Below are 17,564 nucleotides of genomic sequence, written 5' to 3'. Positions count from 1 at the left end.
GCTAGCATTGCGGGGTTAGGGGCAGTATATTCAAAAGCTTATTTATGCAACAAAGCCATGTATGACCATCATAAGGATTATTATGAAACGATTTTGCGGATAAAACAAAATTTCTACGACCACTTACTACTACCGCTACTTTATTGCCAAACTCATATGGCTTGTTGCGTTTTCCCTTTCCTATACACTCTACTTCAGGGGCATGAAAACTATATAATACTTTGTTATCTTCTTTATATTGCTTTTTAGCTTCTCTTTTTAAAACAGATTGGTTATGTATTTGTTTTATTTTTTGCAATACTTCTTGATTTTTGAGAGACAAGTTTAATTGCTTATTTTTGATCTCACGCTCACATACTCTAATCAAACGACCCAGTAATATTTTTAAATGCTTCATTATTTTCCAACGCTTCTTGGCTTTACTATGTTCTTTATATTTCCATAGCTTTACTATATCGCGTTTATAGGTTCTAGCGTATGTTTCATTCAAATGTATACCCAAACTGTTGCAAAGCTTTACTATGCTAAGCCTAGCTTTATCCATTAAATAAACATCGTGTGGGTGTTTGATATTCTTAATTTGTACAGTCGTATCAGCGATGATTAATTCCAAATCTTTTTTTTTAATTGTGTTAGTTTTTATCCCAACCCTGATCAACTCCGATAATATCTCATTATATCCAGCTTCACCTAATACACTACGAAACCGTCGTATACTAGTTTCCGAGATAGCTATGTCTTTTTCTATATATTCCCACCCGCAGAAATACTGCCAATACATATTCTCTTTTAGCTCTTCCTCTGATAATGAATCTGAAAAATTATACATTGCTTGTAGCATCGTTATGCCAAGCATCACTCTATGACATTTTCTATTTCTACCAAATTTCTTAATACAAACATTTTTTGATAACCACTCTTCGAGCCTAGACCAATTTATTAATTCTCTTAATTTATATAGCTTATTATTTGGGTTTAATTCTTCTTTTAATTTATAACCAAACAGTTTCCCTTGTTCTTGCGATTTGATAATGTTGTCTATTGGCATTGACTGAAATCCATAAGGTTTATGACCATATTTTATCATTTTCTTACGGATTGTTGTATTACTTCTTGTCTTAAAACCATATTATCTATAAGGCTTGTAGAGTTTTGGCGGACGGACTACCAATCACATCTTGTGTTCTTTTTGAACGGTTTAAAGTGAGAAACACTTTTTGTGTTCTGATATCCACAAGAGCGCCTATATTACGACTTTGATTACCTTTGTTAAAAGTTAAATCACCTTCTAAATGACCTATTGCTGCTATCTTTCTATTTATCTCTGGTCTTTCAGTAATGGAAACTCGATTTGGTATTGTAATTCTTTTGTTTCTGATTCTTGTACCATGATGCAACCTATTTTTCCTTTTTCTTGCTAAAGATAAATATAATTTTTGCCTTTGTGCTATAGGAGATGTATAAATAAACTGGTATATACTCTCTGTAGAAATATTGACAGTATCTCGTGATAGTTTACGTCTACCTGAAATTATATCTGGTGAAATACCCTGTGTTAACTGCTTTATTATTTCTGCTCGTAAATTATTATCAATATCTAATTTTCTTTTTCTCTTACCTTGCCTTAAACTGCAAGCAAGTGTGTTAGCCCTATCTGGTCTATAATTATGCCTCATTCTCTTGAGTTCATAACATATAGTGCTTTTATCACGGCCAATCTTTGTCCCTATATATCGCGAGCTATAACCACTCTTATTCATTTCGTATATTTTAAATCTTTCATCTATCGTTAAATGAGCCATGATATATCTATATTTAAATGATGCTCCTCGCAGCAGAGCTACGAGGTATCTAAAAAAGTTTTAGTTGTTTCTTATGATATCACGAAGCAGAGCTTCGGGGAATTAAACCCTGAGAGATTAAAAATTGATTATATCTGGCTTAATTAATTATAGAACTTTCCATTCATTGAAATTTGGATATCATGCTCCTTGAGAATATTTATGTGGTCATAACTGGTATATTGGCTACCTTGATCACTATTAAATATCTGTGGAGCGTTATACTTACTGAGAGCTTGTTTCAAGACATCAGTTACAAGAGATGCATCCATAGAATTTGACAGTTTATAGCTCAATATGGCCTTGCTATGCCAATCTATAATAGCTGCCATATACATAAAGCCACCATTAGTTCTAATGTAAGTAATGTCACCACTCCAAACCTCATTCACATTAGGCACATACACTTGCTTTGTTGAGCCAGATTTAGTCCAATATTGATCAAGTAAGTAGCTATAGATCTTATGCTCACTATCGTTTCGAGAAGTAGACAGGAGTTTCGCACTTAGCAAAATTGTGTATTAGTTAGAAGCCATTTAATGTTGTTCTGAATTGATGTTTTTATAACTTCCCAAGTTTGTTGATATAAAGTAATGTTTTCATTTATCCTCCTTTTGTTCATATCAAGCCAGGCCAATACAGCAAGGCAAATATGATTTCTTTGAGCTCGACCCGTGCGTGCCTGACAGCATTCAATACCACAAGTTTGTTTCAATTCTCGATGATAAACTTCTATAGACCAACGCGCCTTAACAATTTTCTCTATTTGCTCACGTGTAGGATTCTCTAAATTAGTTGTTATGTAATCAATGCGACCATTTTTTGCCACAAACTTAAATACCGTAACCCAACCGTATCCACGTAGGTGAATTTTTAGCCCTTCATCGGGAATCTCTAAAGTTTCCAAGCTAACATTACGATTAACTTTTCTATTTTTTCTTAGGTTGGTAACCCATATCCAACCTAAATTACGTATATGTTTTAAATTATCCAAACCACTATACCAAGCATCCATAACTATAGCATCAGGCTTGATACCTCTTTCTTTAGCTAAAGTAAGCATATCACAAAAATGCTCGTTCTTTGTTTTACCATCAGTTTCTTTATCATATATTCTATAATCTACAGGAGTAGATTGATCAATTTGAGTATTGTAATGCAGTAAGTTTACCATTCCTATACCAGGTATAACATCATGTACAGCCCCAGAATATTGATAATTTACAAGCTCGATCCTCTTACTGTATTGCTTTGACAATAAGGTGTCATCTCCCACTAATAAACAAGGATCTTCCAGATCAATATATTTTGACACTTTGCTATAGATTTCGCTAGGGCGAAAATCCTTACTCTTTAACCATCGACTTGCACTATCGTGCGATAGATCTAATGGACTTACTTTAGATAATGCTTTGCTAGTATATCTTACACTACTTGCTTGTAAGAATGATTTATATAAATCTTTGCTACATTTTGATCTTGTCATTTTTATCTAAAACTATTTTTCTCTAGATTAGCATATTATTTGCTAAGTGCGAAACTCCTGGTAGATTTTTTCTTATGTGGGTAAATAGCTTCTATACCCATCATCCTCATATATTTCAGTACTCGATCTTTACCGACAATAAAACCATCTTCTAGTAACTGTTGATGAATATAGCGATAACCAAATTCAGGATTATCTGTATATATTTCATCTATTCTATTTAAAATACTTAATTTATTTATACTCATCTCCTTGGATTTATAGTAGGCTGTAGATCGACTAATCTTTAATAGTTCACACTGTCTTGATTTTGAGAGTTGATTTAGCTTGGAGTGTACAAGACTCTTTTTATTTGATAAATCCAAGCTTTTGAGCTTTCCCACGGCCCAGTCCCTCTCAACTGTGATTCTACCAAGAGCTTTAGCAAGTTCATCATTTTGCTCTTGTAAATGATTTATTTGTGCTTGATATTCACTCAAAACTTTAGCTGGTTCAAAAGCTAATGCCGCATGGCTTTGTTGCATAAATAAGCTTTTGAATATACTGCCCCTAACCCCGCAATGCTAGCCTAGCCAACAGGCACAGAGATAGGTTTACCAATTTCAAACATTTTGTTTAATAAGTGGCATTTAATAGACATTTCTTTTGTCATATTTTGATCATGTCTTGATAGAAACTTACTACCAAAAGAAGTTTTAAATCGAAAGAACGTGTTCTCTACACGCTCCCTTCTACCATAATTATTCTTTACCCTCCATGCTTGGTATCCTTTGTTTTGTTGATATATAACAGCTGCATCTCTCTCAGTTTTATCCCTAAGCGATTGAACTTTTACTGAAGAGTTTGGGGGTCTAATAACTGGTTTTATCTTCTTCTTTCTCAACAATTGATATGTAGATTCACCGTCATACCCTCGATCTCCCAGAAAATCCTTGGCTCTGACATTAGCTATTAGTAGTCCAATCTGTGATCTATCATCTATAGTATGCTCTGTGGTACTATCGGCAAGTATCATACCTTGATCTTCTATAACGATATGTAGCTTTTTCCATATGCGACGCTTATATTGCTTACCATGCTTATTTTCTAGCCATTCGTTCCCTGTGTAGGCTTGTATCCCTGTACTATCCATTGAAATACAACTAAATTCTTTATCTTGATTTCCATGTAAATACCTAAGATCTAATGACTTCATACGCTTACTTAATGTTGTATAGTCTGGACATCTAATAGATAAACCCGATATTTCAAAGAGCCAGTTTATAAAGCCTTGGGTTTGGCGTAACTTAAGACCGAATAAGCATCTGATCTTCAAACACTGTAATATAGCGTGATCACTATAGCGTCTAGGTCTTCCTCGTTTCATTTCCTCTCTGTACAGCATACCAGCCAATCGCCAAATCACTGGCAATCATAAAATCTATGCGACCCCTATTGCGTAAAAAATTATTATATTCTGACCAATTCGTTATTTTATATTTAGAATACTTGCGTGATTTACTAAAAGGGGCTTTCTTCCGAGATCTCATATAATCTGGATTATTTTTAATTCAGGACATCTTACCAGATTATCACCACTCTTGCTCTACAAATCTTATTTATGCAACAAAGCCATTTGGAATGCCTTTGTACATATCTTATCCGCCCTAATTGCATACTGTATGAAACCTAACAAACCTGCTATATCTCAAAATTAGCTAATCCAGAATTCAGGTTAAGAAATAATTTAGAACTTTTGAACAAAATGAAAAAATTTTACTTCATAGCAGGTGAGGCGTCGGGGGATTTTGCTGGTGGTCGGATAATTCGAAATCTAAAAGATGATAAAGAATTAAAGATTATCGGAATAGGTGGACGAAATATGGAAGAAGCTGGCAATTTTGAAAGCCTATTTCCAATATCTGAAATAAATTTGATGGGTTTTTTTGAAGTAATACCTCATATTTTTAGGATAAAAAAATTAATTAATAAAACAGTTGAAGATATAATAAATCATAAACCTGATATATTAATTACCATTGATTCGCCAGGATTTACTTACCGTGTGGCAGCTAAGGTAAGAGAGCGTTTGCCAGAACTTAAGATGATTCATATTGTTGCACCATCAGTTTGGGCTTATAAAGAGGGCAGGGCAGCGAAATATGCAAAAATCTATAATTGCTTGTTTGCTTTATTGCCTTTTGAGCCACCATATTTTACTAAAGTTGGGCTTGATTGCAGGTATATAGGTCACCCGATAATGGAGCAGGAATTTTATAGTGATAAGGTGGCTTTGCGACAAGAACTTAAAATAGATGAGGATACAAAAATTTTATGCGTTACACTTGGAAGTAGAAAAGGGGAAATCTTAAGACATCTACCAATTTTTATCCCTGCTATTGAAAAAGTTTATGATGACCATAAAAACCTTATGGTGATATTTCCGCTTGCAAATCCTGATCATGAAAGAATCATAAAGCCTTTTTTAGAAAATGTTAGGTTTGATTATATATTCTCATATGAAAGATTGAAAAGCTATGCTGTATCTGATTTAGCATTAGCCAAATCTGGTACTAATACTTTAGAGATAGCAGCGTCTGGTACTCCTATGATTGTAGCGTACAAAGTTAATATTTTTAGTTTTATTATTATTAGGTTATTGATAAAAATCAAATATGTTACTTTGATTAATATAATAGGGAATAGAGAAATAATTCCGGAATTTATTCAATTTAATTGTGAAGCTAATCTTATTAGTGATAAATTAAAAGAATTATTGTTAAATCCTCAGGAAGTTGATAAGCAAATAACGGAAAGTCACAAGATTTTACAAGAGTTAGGGTTTAAATCAAACATATATCCATCTTATTTGGCTACAGAAATCATTAGACAAGAATTCTTAAACTGAAGTTTTGACAAAAAATTTTTAATGATGCTCCTCGCAGCAGAGCTACGAGGTATCTAAAAAAGTTTTAGTTGTTTCTTATGATATCACGAAGCAGAGCTTCGGGGAATTAAACCCTGAGAGATTAATTTTTTGGAGGTGTATTGATATCTTAAGTTATAACCGTATTCAAATTCCTACCTTATTTTATGATTTCAGAATTGATTTTAACGGCACTAAATCAACGAAAAAAAGAGCTATCGGTAGTAATTCGTCGAGAATTAAGCAAAGAAACAAAAACCTTGCTTGATAGTTTATTTGCTAAAAAGGATGAAGGACGATACGCTAGATATAAATTAACATTGTTAAAAAAGTTATCACAATCTACAAAGCCTACACAAATCAAAGCACGTACTGCCGATTTGCTATATATTAAAGAACTGTACAATAATGGGTAATATGACAAGTGTGGGCCAAATCCGATATCATAGGGTAATTTTTAACATCTATCACGCCTATAGAGCTGTATAACTCTTATCATTTTGCGTCACAGCGCAAGTTCCTTAGCTGCAGGCCTATTAATGAAATATCTGATGCAGAGTCAGCAAAAGAACTAGAAAACACGCGTCCAAGCGACATAGCTTTAACATTGACCTGAAACTTAAATATTAACACTAAAAATGAGGAATCAATATGAAAAAAGAATCAAATAATCAAAACCAAGATTTAGAAGAAAAACAATATATAGCAGAGGAAAATGCTAACAATAGCGTCAATAGTTTAGTATCATCACAATTAGCCACTTCTATCAATACAGAACCTAGTATTGATGATGAAACAGTGAACAAATTAAAGAATCAATTAAGTTTTTCTACTAAAGCACTGGAAAAGCAGCAGCAAGAATTGAGCAAAGTGTTATCTAGTAGTGCAGAACAACTTAATGATGCAATCAAAACGTTTAACCGCACTATTGCTACCCAAAAAGATCAATATGAGATACTGCAAAATGAAGTTGGAGTTTTAACGGTATTGCCGGAAAAAACAAAGGAAGAAATAAAACAAATAGTGCCTATTGTAGTGCATGAGATTAATACTGCATATCATGACAAAGTACAATCTATGAATGATATGCTTAATAATACTATATCTGCTCATCAAGAGTTTAAAAGCAGTGTCGACCAAAAACTAGATGAATATAGTAAAAAACTATCTGCTAGTGCTGCTTATGTTGTCGAGTGTAGCAATTATAGTTTTTTGAAGAACATGTGTTTAGTGGTATTATTTTCAGCGATAATATAGCTAACACGGAAATGTTTCTACCACAGATTAGGAAAAACTTAGGCATTGATCAATAATTTTACGTAAACAGTTTTTAAAGTTAGTCCAGCAATGTTTAATAGGATTGAGATCTGGTGAATATGTGAGTAAATACAAAAACTATGGTAAAAACCTTTCCGCGTTAGCTATAGCAGGAGGTACTGCGTATTTAGTAACTACTAAATTCCCAAGATATTTGACTGTCACAGGGGCAAATGACGTTACAATACAAGATTGTAATGTCAGTGTTTTAGGCAAAGCTAAAGATCCTGATAATCTGATGGACAAAATGACAAAAAAGAAATAGATTTAAAAAGACTCTAGCCCGGATATTGCATGAGAAGTAGGAGACAAAATCCTCGCGAAGCTGTATAATGCTGGTTATGCAACGACAGTTTTTTTTGCCGAGAGGTGACAGTTTTTTGTAAATTATCAAATAAATACTTTTGCAACTAATAGACTAATTGAGATAGCAAATGAGACCAGTGTATAGGATATACTCCAATTGTGATATAAAATGGGGAATTAATATCTAATTATGAAGGGCTTGCTGCCCCTCAAACTCCCCGCTATCTCTGTAAACAATATTAATTAAAACTATATCCCTAGTATGAATGTTCAAGTATTTAAGCAAGGATACTAATAATTGAAAACAAAAACTGTCACCCCTCGGCAAAGAAAACTGTCATTACATAGCTGGTATTTCATAAATATAATACAAAGGATTTTGTCATGACAAATTGTATACCATTAAATTACCAGTTTTCCAAAGTAAAAAATCGGACAATAGAGATAAATTTTACTGGAGGTGATATTAGTAGCGATGGAGGTGTGTTGTTATTAAGAGAAGCAGATAATAGTTATCACAAAAAGGTTAAATTACTCCTATCGTTTGATTTAATGATGCTCCTCGCAGCAGAGCTACGAGGTATCTAAAAAAGTTTTAGTTGTTTCTTATGATATCACGAAGCAGAGCTTCGGGGAATTAAACCCTGAGAGATTAAAAATTGATTATATCTGGCTTAATTAATTATAGAACTTTCCAAATACTAAAAGATAAATCTTAATGGTAATAATATTATATATTAATTATGGACTGAAATGTAACAGTTAATATTTGCTCCCAATGATCTTTTATGTTAAGAGCCTTGATCACAACTATTTTAAAAATTAGATATGTCTAAGAAACCTCCTAAGGGAAATATTATACCGTTTGCTAATAAGAGCCAAAAAGATGATATGATGGATATATTAAGCTCAATGGCATACGAAGATATTGAGTTGCAGACAAGTGATTATTTTGCAGAGCAAATAGTAAATATTTTACCTAAAGTCATGAGTACAGCTATTGATATGACAAAATTAGTTATTGAGAATAGAGTACGCAATGCTGAAAAAATGACCGATGAAGATATTTATCAAATTTATAATACATCATTTAAGCGTATGCATAAGGTATTGTCCGAAGAGTAGAGGAAAAACAATCGGACAAATCAGAACTAAAGCTGTAGAAGTTAAGATTTAAGGAGATCGTTAATTTCAGCGATAGACAAACCGGTAATACGAGAAACCTCAGGAATAGAGTAATTATTAGCAAGCATATTTTTAGCTACTTCATATTTTCCTTTAGCTTCTCCGATCTGCATGCCTTGGACCATTCCTTTTTGAACGCCCTCATCAATATATTTATCAGCAATAGTTCTCATAAGTCCCTCTTGATCTTCTTTTTTTAAGTAGCTAGCTATGATTTTAGCAAGCTCCACTTGTTTATCTTCAGCTATTTTAGCATCACTATACCATAATAACCATTTAATGTAAATGTAGCCATTTTCCTTATCTATTTCAATACTACTTTCAAACTTCTCAAGTAGACTTTGCCATAGATTTAAGATATCACGAGCTTTGATATGTTTGAGCATATACTCCATCATACCAAGATGCTTCTTTTGCTCTATCTCATTATCACTTTGTTGTTGTAAATCTACGAGTAAGTATTCATCTGACATTAGAGCTTTAGCAGTCTTAGTATCTTCAAATAATTCCCAAAAGCTCCTTGGAGCATTATAAGGTTTATCATTTGCATATACTACGATAGGACATATTAGAGGCAACTTACTTTTTTCTTTTGTATTATCCTTATGTCTTTCACATAAAAGAAGCATATACTGCCAAAGTCTAAAAGAGATCCAGTAATCGCTACTAGACTGATGTTCTATAAGTACGTAGACATAAGCTTTATTATGTTCTATATCTTCTATATTATTAATGTTTTTGTTGGTACTGTCTGTATTACCAGCTGCGACATTATCTTGTTTTAAAGAAACAGAGTAAACAACATCACTTAATCTTTTCCTTAAATCTTCAGTAACAAAGCTTTCTTTTTCTATTTTAACACTATTTAGATTAATCTTGTTCTTGAATGACACTGGCAAATAATGCTCTAGAAACTCACGAGCAGCGACCGGCTCACTCATAACCTTTTTAAATAATTCATCATGCCTTGGACGCTCGGAAGCAGTATCATTAGCGTCGCTATTTGTACTTACTTCTGTTTGCTGTCGCCTCTGATTATGCTCTTCATTAGTCATGCCTGCAAACCCTTATAATCTCATCGTCATTGTATGTTCTAACTCTCTCTCTAGACGTAGCTCTTTAACTTCTGCTTTTACTTTTGCAAAGGTGCTAGAGACGTACCTCTCATCTACGAAGCCTGGTATATCATTCTGCATCTCATGCTTCATATATTTAAGCGGACATGTATATTTCTTAAGTCCGACCATTACATGCTCATCATCTAATAGATGCTTAATATTCTCATTATGATAATCCATATAATATTTTTCACATGTCTTACTTAAATTATTAAGCACGTTTCGACTATCATTAGCGTTAAATTGATTTAGTATCTCTTGATCATTTAATATACCATGTTTCTTAGCATATACTACCATATTATGCATATTTATAATTAGCGTGTCTTGCTCTATGGTCTTAGCATTTGAGATCGCAGATAACATACTACTATCATACTTCTCTGCATATTTAAGATTGCCATCAAGAGACTTAAAGAACTCATGTTCACGACTAATTGCAGTTAACATCTCATCGATAGTTTTGGCATCTACTTTATCTTGTCTGATCTGCTGATGCTGAGTCTCTAACTGATGACGCTCTAAATTGCTATCAAAATGCTTATAAGTCTCTTCTAAGTCCTGACTATCTTTCAGCTCTGCTAATATATCTGAAGTGGCGAAGACGTTATTACGCTCTACTGCTGCCACTACATCTTTTAATTTAGGTAAAAGTTCTTGTTCCCTGTATTCAAGAGCTTGTTCCACTAGATCCACAAATTCATAGTTAAAGGTTGTGTATTTGATATTGCCATTTTGTGCTACTAAAAACTTCTGATCTTTCTCTAAAGCACTAAATACCTCGGATACTGTTTTTGCTACCAAGATCTCATTTTTAATTTGATCCGTATGTGCCACTAAGGTCTTACGTTCTGTTACTCTTTCAATATCGGCGAATCTTGTCTGTTCTAGGCGTTGTTGACGTTCCGAATAAACCTTATAGCCTATTACAACTTGCTCATATGATTTTTGCTGCCAAGCTTTAAGCACGCAATGTTCTTCATACCTGAATTCTGGATTAATCTAGGTTTGGAAGTAAGTATTTACAAGGGATAGAAGATACTCTATATAATTTTTAGCAAAAAAACAAGAGTATCCCCATGAAGAAAGATATTACTGCATTATTTGAGTCTTTTGCAATGATTGTGTAAATTTTTGTTGAGCCTATATTAGAAGTAATTAAAAATATAGGTAACAGAAATGCAAATAGAGAAGAATAAAAAAATAAATGAAGCAATAGATTTGCTGATAGAAGGCAGAGTAGATTTAAAAACAGTACTAAGTCAGAATGGATTAATTAAGGAATTAACCAAGGGTATTTTAGAGCGAGCACTGCATGCTGAGATGTCAGAACATTTAGGTTATAGCAAGTATGATAGAGCTGAAACTGAGAATGCGAGGAATGGTAGTTTTAGTAAGAATCTGATTAGTGAGAATGGTACTATAGAGATAAATGTTCCAAGAGACAGACAAGGTAAATTTGAACCTATAATAGTCTCAAAGAAACAAACAAGAATAGATGGCTTAGACCAAAAGATAATATCCTTATATGCGAAGGGTATGAGTGTGTCTGATATTAAAACACAATTGCAAGAATTATATGGAGCTGAGATCAGTGAGAGCCTAATCAGCAGGATTACAGATGAAGTAATAGATGAGGTCAAGATTTGGCAGAGTAGACCTCTTGAGTCAGTATACCCTATAGTATATTTTGACTGTTTAGTAGTGAAAGTAAGACAAGATAAACTTATTATTTGTAGAAGTTAAGATTTGATCTTACAGACACTATAAATTTTGCCCCTGATTGTCAGTTAAATTTTGACTGTCAGATACATATTCAAGATACAAGATTTCATTATTCTTTTCAACAGCTAATTTCTTACTATCCTTAAAAGTTTGCATAGGAGTTTTTCCATAACAATATTTACCAGAATGAGGTCTTTCATTATTGAAATACTCTAGCCAGATATCAAGATCTAATTGTAGGTCATCAAGAGCTGTATAAATCTTTTTCCGCATAGCTGTATCAAAGAATTCTTGTTTCATGGTTTTATTAAAACGCTCACACATACCGTTTGTTTGAGGAGAATATGCTTTAGTAGTAGTATGCTCTATACCTTCGATACTTAGAAATAATTCAAAAGCATGATGCTCTATATTCCCCTTATATTCTGACCCACGATCTGTCAGAATACGAAGTATTGGTATCCCTTGAGTCTCATACCATGGTAACACTCGGTCATTAAGCATATCAGCAGCAGTTAAAGCTGTTTTATCAGTATATAGTTTAACATCAGCTACTCTGCTGTAGCTATCAATAAATACCTGAGAATAAACCTTACCTATACCCTTAAAGTTGCCTACATAATATGTATCTTGGCATCCTAGATACCCTGGATGCTGTGTCTCAATTTCTCCATGAGCTTCTTTTTCATTACGACGCTTCTCTAGCACTTGTAATTGTGCCTCAGTAAGCACAATACCATCTTGAGCCATTTTTGCTTCTAATGCTTTAAGTCTTTTACTGATGTTGTTTAAATCATTACGTAACCAAATTGATCTTACTCCCCCAGGTGATACAAGTACACCTGTCTTTTTAAGCTCATTTGATACTCTTAGCTGACCATATGCTGGATATTCTATTGCCATATCTAGTACTGCTTTCTCTACAGCAGGATCAACTCTATTCGCTATTATTGGCTTTCTTCGACTAATTTCATACAACGCTTCTTCGCCACCAGTTTCATACAGTTCTTTAAATCTGTAATAACTATCTCTACTATATCCCATCGCTTTACATGCTGATGATATACTACCAAGGCTCTTAGCTAATTCAAGTAAACCTAATTTTGGTTTTATTATTTTTTGATTTAAGTTCATTCTTTATCTCCATTTAATAATTAATCTCTCAGGGTTTAATTCCCCGAAGCTCTGCTTCGTGATATCATAAGAAACAACTAAAACTTTTTTAGATACCTCGTAGCTCTGCTGCGAGGAGCATCATTTTATTTTACTAAATGTAAGATATAATCTTGTATCTTAGTATTGTCTTTAGTAAACAACTATAAGATACTTAAGGGCACTTAAGTAAGAAGACTAATATGCCGTATTAAATCTTAGGGCTATGTAACCCTGTAGTTGAGATCAAACAATTAGTCTTCACATACTCATTAAAGATCGGACGGTATTCTTAGGTCTTGAAATTAATCAATGAACCTGTATTTACAAGGTTGATCTTTGGGTATTCTACTTATTATTAACATAGAAGGTCAAATATGAGTAGCATTATTTTGGGTATAGATATTTCTAAAGCAACATTTGACGTAGCTTTATTAAATGATAATAAAATCAAAACCAAAAAGTTTAATAATACTGCAAAAGGCTTTGCTGCACTAAAACAATGGTTAGAAAAAAAGGGAATAGATACTGCTCACGCTTGTATGGAATCAACAGGTGGTTACGAAGTTAGGTTAGCTCAATATCTTTATGATAATACATTTAAAGTTAGTGTCGTAAATCCAGCTCGCATCAAGGGCTTTGCAATGAGCAAGCTTTCAAGAGTTAAAACTGACAAATCTGATTGTGAATTGATAGCTTCTTTTTGCAAGGCTATGCAACCTGGTCTTTGGCAACCAACCCCTATACATATTAAAGAATTACAACAATGGGTAAGACGCTTGGATAGTTTGATTGCTAATAAAAATCAAGAAAATAATAGATTGAGCGGAGCAAGTAAAGCAGTTGCCATTAACATTATGATTCATATTGAATTTCTGGATAAGCAAATTAAGGAAGTAGAAGAACTTATCTCTAATCATATTAAAGGACACAAAGACTTACATGATAAAAGTAAACTTCTTGATTCAATCCCTGGTATAGGAGAAAAAACAATAGGAGTGATACTTGCTTTTCTTGTTGTAGAAAATTTTAATTCTGCAAAACAACTAGCTGCGTTTGTTGGTCTTAACCCAAAGCCAAAACAATCAGGCACTTCTGTCCATGGAATAGGAAAAATATCAAAAACAGGAGATGCTAATTTACGTAAAGCTTTTTATATGCCTGCCATAGTTGCTATAAAACATAATCCGATTATTAAGGATTTTAGTCAACGTTTGAGCAATGTTGGAAAATCTAAAATGGTTATAGTGATTGCTGCTATGCGTAAGTTGCTTCACATAATTTATGGTGTTCTTAATAACAAAACATCTTTTAGTGCAAATATAAAAACCCTGTAAAATAAAATTGAGGTAAAATAATGAAAAAGTTGTTGACACTCAAGACGGTATCTCAACTATTACATATTATTAATCTCTCAGGGTTTAATTCCCCGAAGCTCTGCTTCGTGATATCATAAGAAACGGTAAATTCCAGTATTAATTAAGCCAGATTTATATTTTCTTCCCATACCTCATTGGGTGTTTTATAACCGAGCACTTTTCTTGGTAAATTATTTAAAAAATCCTCAATTTCTTGTAATGGCTTTATTGTTAATTTTTTTATATCTAAAGATTTAGAGTATACTCTGTGCACCATTGAGTTAATCTTCTCTATCAATGGTTTTTGCCATGGAGAATAAGGATTGCAAAAATATACTTTTCGTTCAGATTTTGGCAATAGTTGTTCATGATTGGTAAATTCTTTGCCATTATCTAACGTTATGCTTTTGATTATATGCGACAATTGTTTAAGTTTTTTATTCATGTTACCAATCACATCTTGTGTTCTTTTTGAACGGTTTAAAGTGAGAAACACTTTTTGTGTTCTGATATCCACAAGAGCGCCTATATTACGACTTTGATTACCTTTGTTAAAAGTTAAATCACCTTCTAAATGACCTATTGCTGCTATCTTTCTATTTATCTCTGGTCTTTCAGTAATGGAAACTCGATTTGGTATTGTAATTCTTTTGTTTCTGATTCTTGTACCATGATGCAACCTATTTTTCCTTTTTCTTGCTAAAGATAAATATAATTTTTGCCTTTGTGCTATAGGAGATGTATAAATAAACTGGTATATGCTCTCTGTAGAAATATTGACAGTATCTCGTGATAGTTTACGTCTACCTGAAATTATATCTGGTGAAATACCCTGTGTTAACTGCTTTATTATTTCTGCTCGTAAATTATTATCAATATCTAATTTTCTTTTTCTCTTACCTTGCCTTAAACTGCAAGCAAGTGTGTTAGCCCTATCTGGTCTATAATTATGCCTCATTCTCTTGAGTTCATAACATATAGTGCTTTTATCACGGCCAATCTTTGTCCCTATATATCGCGAGCTATAACCACTCTTATTCATTTCGTATATTTTAAATCTTTCATCTATCGTTAAATGAGCCATGATATATCTATATTTAATGATGCTCCTCGCAGCAGAGCTACGAGGTATCTAAAAAAGTTTTAGTTGTTTCTTATGATATCACGAAGCAGAGCTTCGGGGAATTAAACCCTGAGAGATTAAAAATTGATTATATCTGGCTTAATTAATTATAGAACTTTCCACCTATACTAAGATGACTTTTGCCAGTGCCAGGATTACCAAAAATAAGTATACAGGAGTTTCGCACTTAGCAAAATTGTGTATTAGTTAGAAGCCATTTAATGTTGTTCTGAATTGATGTTTTTATAACTTCCCAAGTTTGTTGATATAAAGTAATGTTTTCATTTATCCTCCTTTTGTTCATATCAAGCCAGGCCAATACAGCAAGGCAAATATGATTTCTTTGAGCTCGACCCGTGCGTGCCTGACAGCATTCAATACCACAAGTTTGTTTCAATTCTCGATGATAAACTTCTATAGACCAACGCGCCTTAACAATTTTCTCTATTTGCTCACGTGTAGGATTCTCTAAATTAGTTGTTATGTAATCAATGCGACCATTTTTTGCCACAAACTTAAATACCGTAACCCAACCGTATCCACGTAGGTGAATTTTTAGCCCTTCATCGGGAATCTCTAAAGTTTCCAAGCTAACATTACGATTAACTTTTCTATTTTTTCTTAGGTTGGTAACCCATATCCAACCTAAATTACGTATATGTTTTAAATTATCCAAACCACTATACCAAGCATCCATAACTATAGCATCAGGCTTGATACCTCTTTCTTTAGCTAAAGTAAGCATATCACAAAAATGCTCGTTCTTTGTTTTACCATCAGTTTCTTTATCATATATTCTATAATCTACAGGAGTAGATTGATCAATTTGAGTATTGTAATGCAGTAAGTTTACCATTCCTATACCAGGTATAACATCATGTACAGCCCCAGAATATTGATAATTTACAAGCTCGATCCTCTTACTGTATTGCTTTGACAATAAGGTGTCATCTCCTACTAATAAACAAGGATCTTCCAGATCAATATATTTTGACACTTTGCTATAGATTTCGCTAGGGCGAAAATCCTTACTCTTTAACCATCGACTTGCACTATCGTGCGATAGATCTAATGGACTTACTTCAGATAATGCTTTGCTAGTATATCTTACACTACTTGCTTGTAAGAATGATTTATATAAATCTTTGCTACATTTTGATCTTGTCATTTTTATCTAAAACTATTTTTCTCTAGATTAGCATATTATTTGCTAAGTGCGAAACTCCTGAGTATATTTTCATAGCGATCCATAAATTCTCCTTGTGCAAGATATTGGATCTTAGTTGGCGATAATCCTGGGATACGCTTAATATCAAAGTTGCTTAATAACTTATCTCGAGAGAGTTTTGCTTGCTTCAGCAATCTGGCAATACGTTGTTGTTGTCTATGTTCTAACTCACGTATGGCTAACTCCTGTAGATAATCTATATATGTTTTCTTTTCTTGCTCAAAGCTTTCTGCAACTGATTTATAGCACGATGCAAAAGTAGGTAAGCAAAGGTTCTTGAGTAAATTATTTAGCGGTTGCGGAGTTATTATCTGTTTACTCATGCAACCTCCATTGTTTTAAAGCAATGTAATTGATCATATTCAGACAGTATTGGTTGATTAATTTTTACTGAACAAATAGTTTGAGTCTGGCTATTTAGTAAATCTGTAATATGATCAATTATTGGCTCAATCTTCTTTTCTAATAGCACTTCTAATGCAGTAACTACATTCAATTCTCCATACATGTTTGCTAATTGTAATATTTTAAGATATATTTTATGCCCTTTATATGGATATATAGAGATAAGCTGGTCATATACCTGACGAAATATAGCACTTGGGAATAAAGCTTCATAATATTGATATTGAACAAATGCTCCAGGTTTACGTACTAAACTATCAATAATATGTCTATAATCAATAACATAGCCATTGCTGATTCTAGACATTTTTTGTAAACATTTGTTACCATAGTAAAGCTCTATTTCTTCAGAATCTGAAGTTTTGACAAAATCCTTTCCATAAGGAGAAATGTATTCCAATTTTTTTATACTTTT

General features: G+C 33.1%; 18 protein-coding genes and 4 pseudogenes. 8 read left to right on the top strand and 14 right to left on the bottom strand.

Annotation, left to right across the window (positions count from 1 at the left end; translation table 11 throughout):
• Position 1: 1 nt before the first annotated feature.
• The 7 genes and pseudogenes from AAHI98_RS05525 to AAHI98_RS05495 all read right to left on the bottom strand — a co-directional run bounded on the left by AAHI98_RS05525 (position 2) and on the right by AAHI98_RS05495 (position 4,856).
• Positions 2–1,087 carry an IS5 family transposase gene (locus AAHI98_RS05525; RefSeq protein ID WP_342225270.1) on the bottom strand — a complete coding sequence of 362 codons (1,086 nt, stop codon included), beginning with the start codon at positions 1,085–1,087 and terminating at the stop codon, positions 2–4.
• 55 nt (positions 1,088–1,142) lie between these two features.
• Positions 1,143–1,802, bottom strand: a pseudogene (locus tag AAHI98_RS05520) (IS30 family transposase); the annotation flags it as partial.
• A 155-nt stretch (positions 1,803–1,957) separates the two neighbouring features.
• Positions 1,958–2,329: pseudogene (locus AAHI98_RS05515) on the bottom strand (transposase); the annotation flags it as partial.
• Between the two features lie 17 nt (positions 2,330–2,346).
• Positions 2,347–3,327: an IS701 family transposase gene (locus tag AAHI98_RS05510; protein ID WP_342225110.1), complete on the bottom strand. Its 981-nt coding sequence runs from the start codon at positions 3,325–3,327 to the stop codon at positions 2,347–2,349.
• Positions 3,328–3,362: 35 nt separating this feature from the next.
• Positions 3,363–3,851 (bottom strand): IS3 family transposase, encoded by a 489-nt coding sequence (locus AAHI98_RS05505; protein WP_342225268.1) that lies wholly within the window; start codon positions 3,849–3,851, stop codon positions 3,363–3,365.
• Positions 3,852–3,895: 44 nt separating this feature from the next.
• Positions 3,896–4,711 carry an IS5 family transposase gene (locus AAHI98_RS05500; protein WP_342225244.1) on the bottom strand — a complete coding sequence of 272 codons (816 nt, stop codon included), beginning with the start codon at positions 4,709–4,711 and terminating at the stop codon, positions 3,896–3,898.
• Complete coding sequence (locus AAHI98_RS05495) at positions 4,674–4,856, bottom strand: hypothetical protein (protein WP_342225243.1); 183 nt, start codon at positions 4,854–4,856, stop codon at positions 4,674–4,676. Before AAHI98_RS05495 ends, AAHI98_RS05500 begins: the two co-directional genes overlap by 38 nt.
• 75 nt (positions 4,857–4,931) lie before the next feature.
• On the opposite strand from AAHI98_RS05495, the pseudogene AAHI98_RS18535 reads away from it, so the two are divergent.
• From AAHI98_RS18535 to AAHI98_RS05470, 6 genes and pseudogenes are all read left to right on the top strand, one after another.
• Positions 4,932–5,024: pseudogene (locus AAHI98_RS18535) on the top strand (IS982 family transposase); the annotation flags it as partial.
• A 47-nt stretch (positions 5,025–5,071) separates the two neighbouring features.
• Positions 5,072–6,214: a lipid-A-disaccharide synthase gene (gene lpxB, locus AAHI98_RS05490; RefSeq protein WP_342225267.1), complete on the top strand. Its 1,143-nt coding sequence runs from the start codon at positions 5,072–5,074 to the stop codon at positions 6,212–6,214.
• Positions 6,215–6,399: 185 nt separating this feature from the next.
• On the top strand, positions 6,400–6,648 hold the full coding sequence (locus tag AAHI98_RS05485) for a hypothetical protein (RefSeq protein ID WP_342225266.1): 249 nt from the start codon (positions 6,400–6,402) through the stop codon (positions 6,646–6,648).
• 235 nt (positions 6,649–6,883) lie between these two features.
• Positions 6,884–7,489: a viral A-type inclusion protein gene (locus AAHI98_RS05480; protein ID WP_342225265.1), complete on the top strand. Its 606-nt coding sequence runs from the start codon at positions 6,884–6,886 to the stop codon at positions 7,487–7,489.
• 121 nt (positions 7,490–7,610) lie between these two features.
• Positions 7,611–7,814 carry a hypothetical protein gene (locus tag AAHI98_RS05475; protein ID WP_342225264.1) on the top strand — a complete coding sequence of 68 codons (204 nt, stop codon included), beginning with the start codon at positions 7,611–7,613 and terminating at the stop codon, positions 7,812–7,814.
• 869 nt (positions 7,815–8,683) lie between these two features.
• On the top strand, positions 8,684–8,980 hold the full coding sequence (locus tag AAHI98_RS05470) for a hypothetical protein (protein WP_342225263.1): 297 nt from the start codon (positions 8,684–8,686) through the stop codon (positions 8,978–8,980).
• A 41-nt stretch (positions 8,981–9,021) separates the two neighbouring features.
• Here the strand turns inward: AAHI98_RS05470 and AAHI98_RS05465 are convergent, their stop codons facing one another.
• Together AAHI98_RS05465 and AAHI98_RS05460 are read right to left on the bottom strand one after the other, a co-directional pair.
• A complete protein-coding gene (locus AAHI98_RS05465; RefSeq protein WP_342225262.1) occupies positions 9,022–10,095 on the bottom strand; it encodes an Rpn family recombination-promoting nuclease/putative transposase in 1,074 nt (357 codons plus the stop codon).
• Positions 10,096–10,107: 12 nt separating this feature from the next.
• On the bottom strand, positions 10,108–11,127 hold the full coding sequence (locus AAHI98_RS05460) for a hypothetical protein (RefSeq protein ID WP_342225261.1): 1,020 nt from the start codon (positions 11,125–11,127) through the stop codon (positions 10,108–10,110).
• 210 nt (positions 11,128–11,337) lie between these two features.
• Between AAHI98_RS05460 and AAHI98_RS05455 the strand changes: the two are divergent.
• Positions 11,338–11,901 (top strand): annotated as a pseudogene (locus tag AAHI98_RS05455) (IS256 family transposase); the annotation flags it as partial.
• A 21-nt stretch (positions 11,902–11,922) separates the two neighbouring features.
• On the opposite strand, the gene AAHI98_RS05450 reads toward AAHI98_RS05455, so the two are convergent.
• Entirely contained in the window at positions 11,923–13,017 is a 1,095-nt protein-coding gene (locus AAHI98_RS05450; protein ID WP_342224693.1) for an IS481 family transposase, read from the bottom strand.
• A 395-nt stretch (positions 13,018–13,412) separates the two neighbouring features.
• On the opposite strand from AAHI98_RS05450, the gene AAHI98_RS05445 reads away from it, so the two are divergent.
• Positions 13,413–14,372, top strand: a complete 960-nt coding sequence (locus tag AAHI98_RS05445) for a transposase (RefSeq protein ID WP_342225259.1) — start codon at positions 13,413–13,415, stop codon at positions 14,370–14,372.
• A gap of 142 nt (positions 14,373–14,514) precedes the next feature.
• On the opposite strand, the gene AAHI98_RS05440 is transcribed toward AAHI98_RS05445, so the two are convergent.
• From AAHI98_RS05440 to AAHI98_RS05425, 4 genes are all read right to left on the bottom strand, one after another.
• Positions 14,515–15,477, bottom strand: coding sequence for an IS30 family transposase (locus AAHI98_RS05440; RefSeq protein ID WP_342225258.1), 963 nt, complete (start codon positions 15,475–15,477; stop codon positions 14,515–14,517).
• A gap of 226 nt (positions 15,478–15,703) precedes the next feature.
• Entirely contained in the window at positions 15,704–16,684 is a 981-nt protein-coding gene (locus AAHI98_RS05435; protein WP_342224656.1) for an IS701 family transposase, read from the bottom strand.
• A 35-nt stretch (positions 16,685–16,719) separates the two neighbouring features.
• On the bottom strand, positions 16,720–17,067 hold the full coding sequence (locus AAHI98_RS05430; protein ID WP_342225257.1) for an ATP-binding protein: 348 nt from the start codon (positions 17,065–17,067) through the stop codon (positions 16,720–16,722).
• Entirely contained in the window at positions 17,064–17,549 is a 486-nt protein-coding gene (locus AAHI98_RS05425; protein ID WP_342225256.1) for an integrase, read from the bottom strand. Before AAHI98_RS05425 ends, AAHI98_RS05430 begins: the two co-directional genes overlap by 4 nt.
• Between the last annotated feature and the right edge of the window lie 15 nt (positions 17,550–17,564).

The organism is Rickettsia endosymbiont of Urophora cardui (genome assembly GCF_964030725.1).
Taxonomy (GTDB): Bacteria; Pseudomonadota; Alphaproteobacteria; order Rickettsiales; family Rickettsiaceae; genus Rickettsia.
The sequence above is the reverse complement of the archived record's forward strand: the minus strand, read 5'-3'. Positions and strand labels throughout refer to the sequence as shown.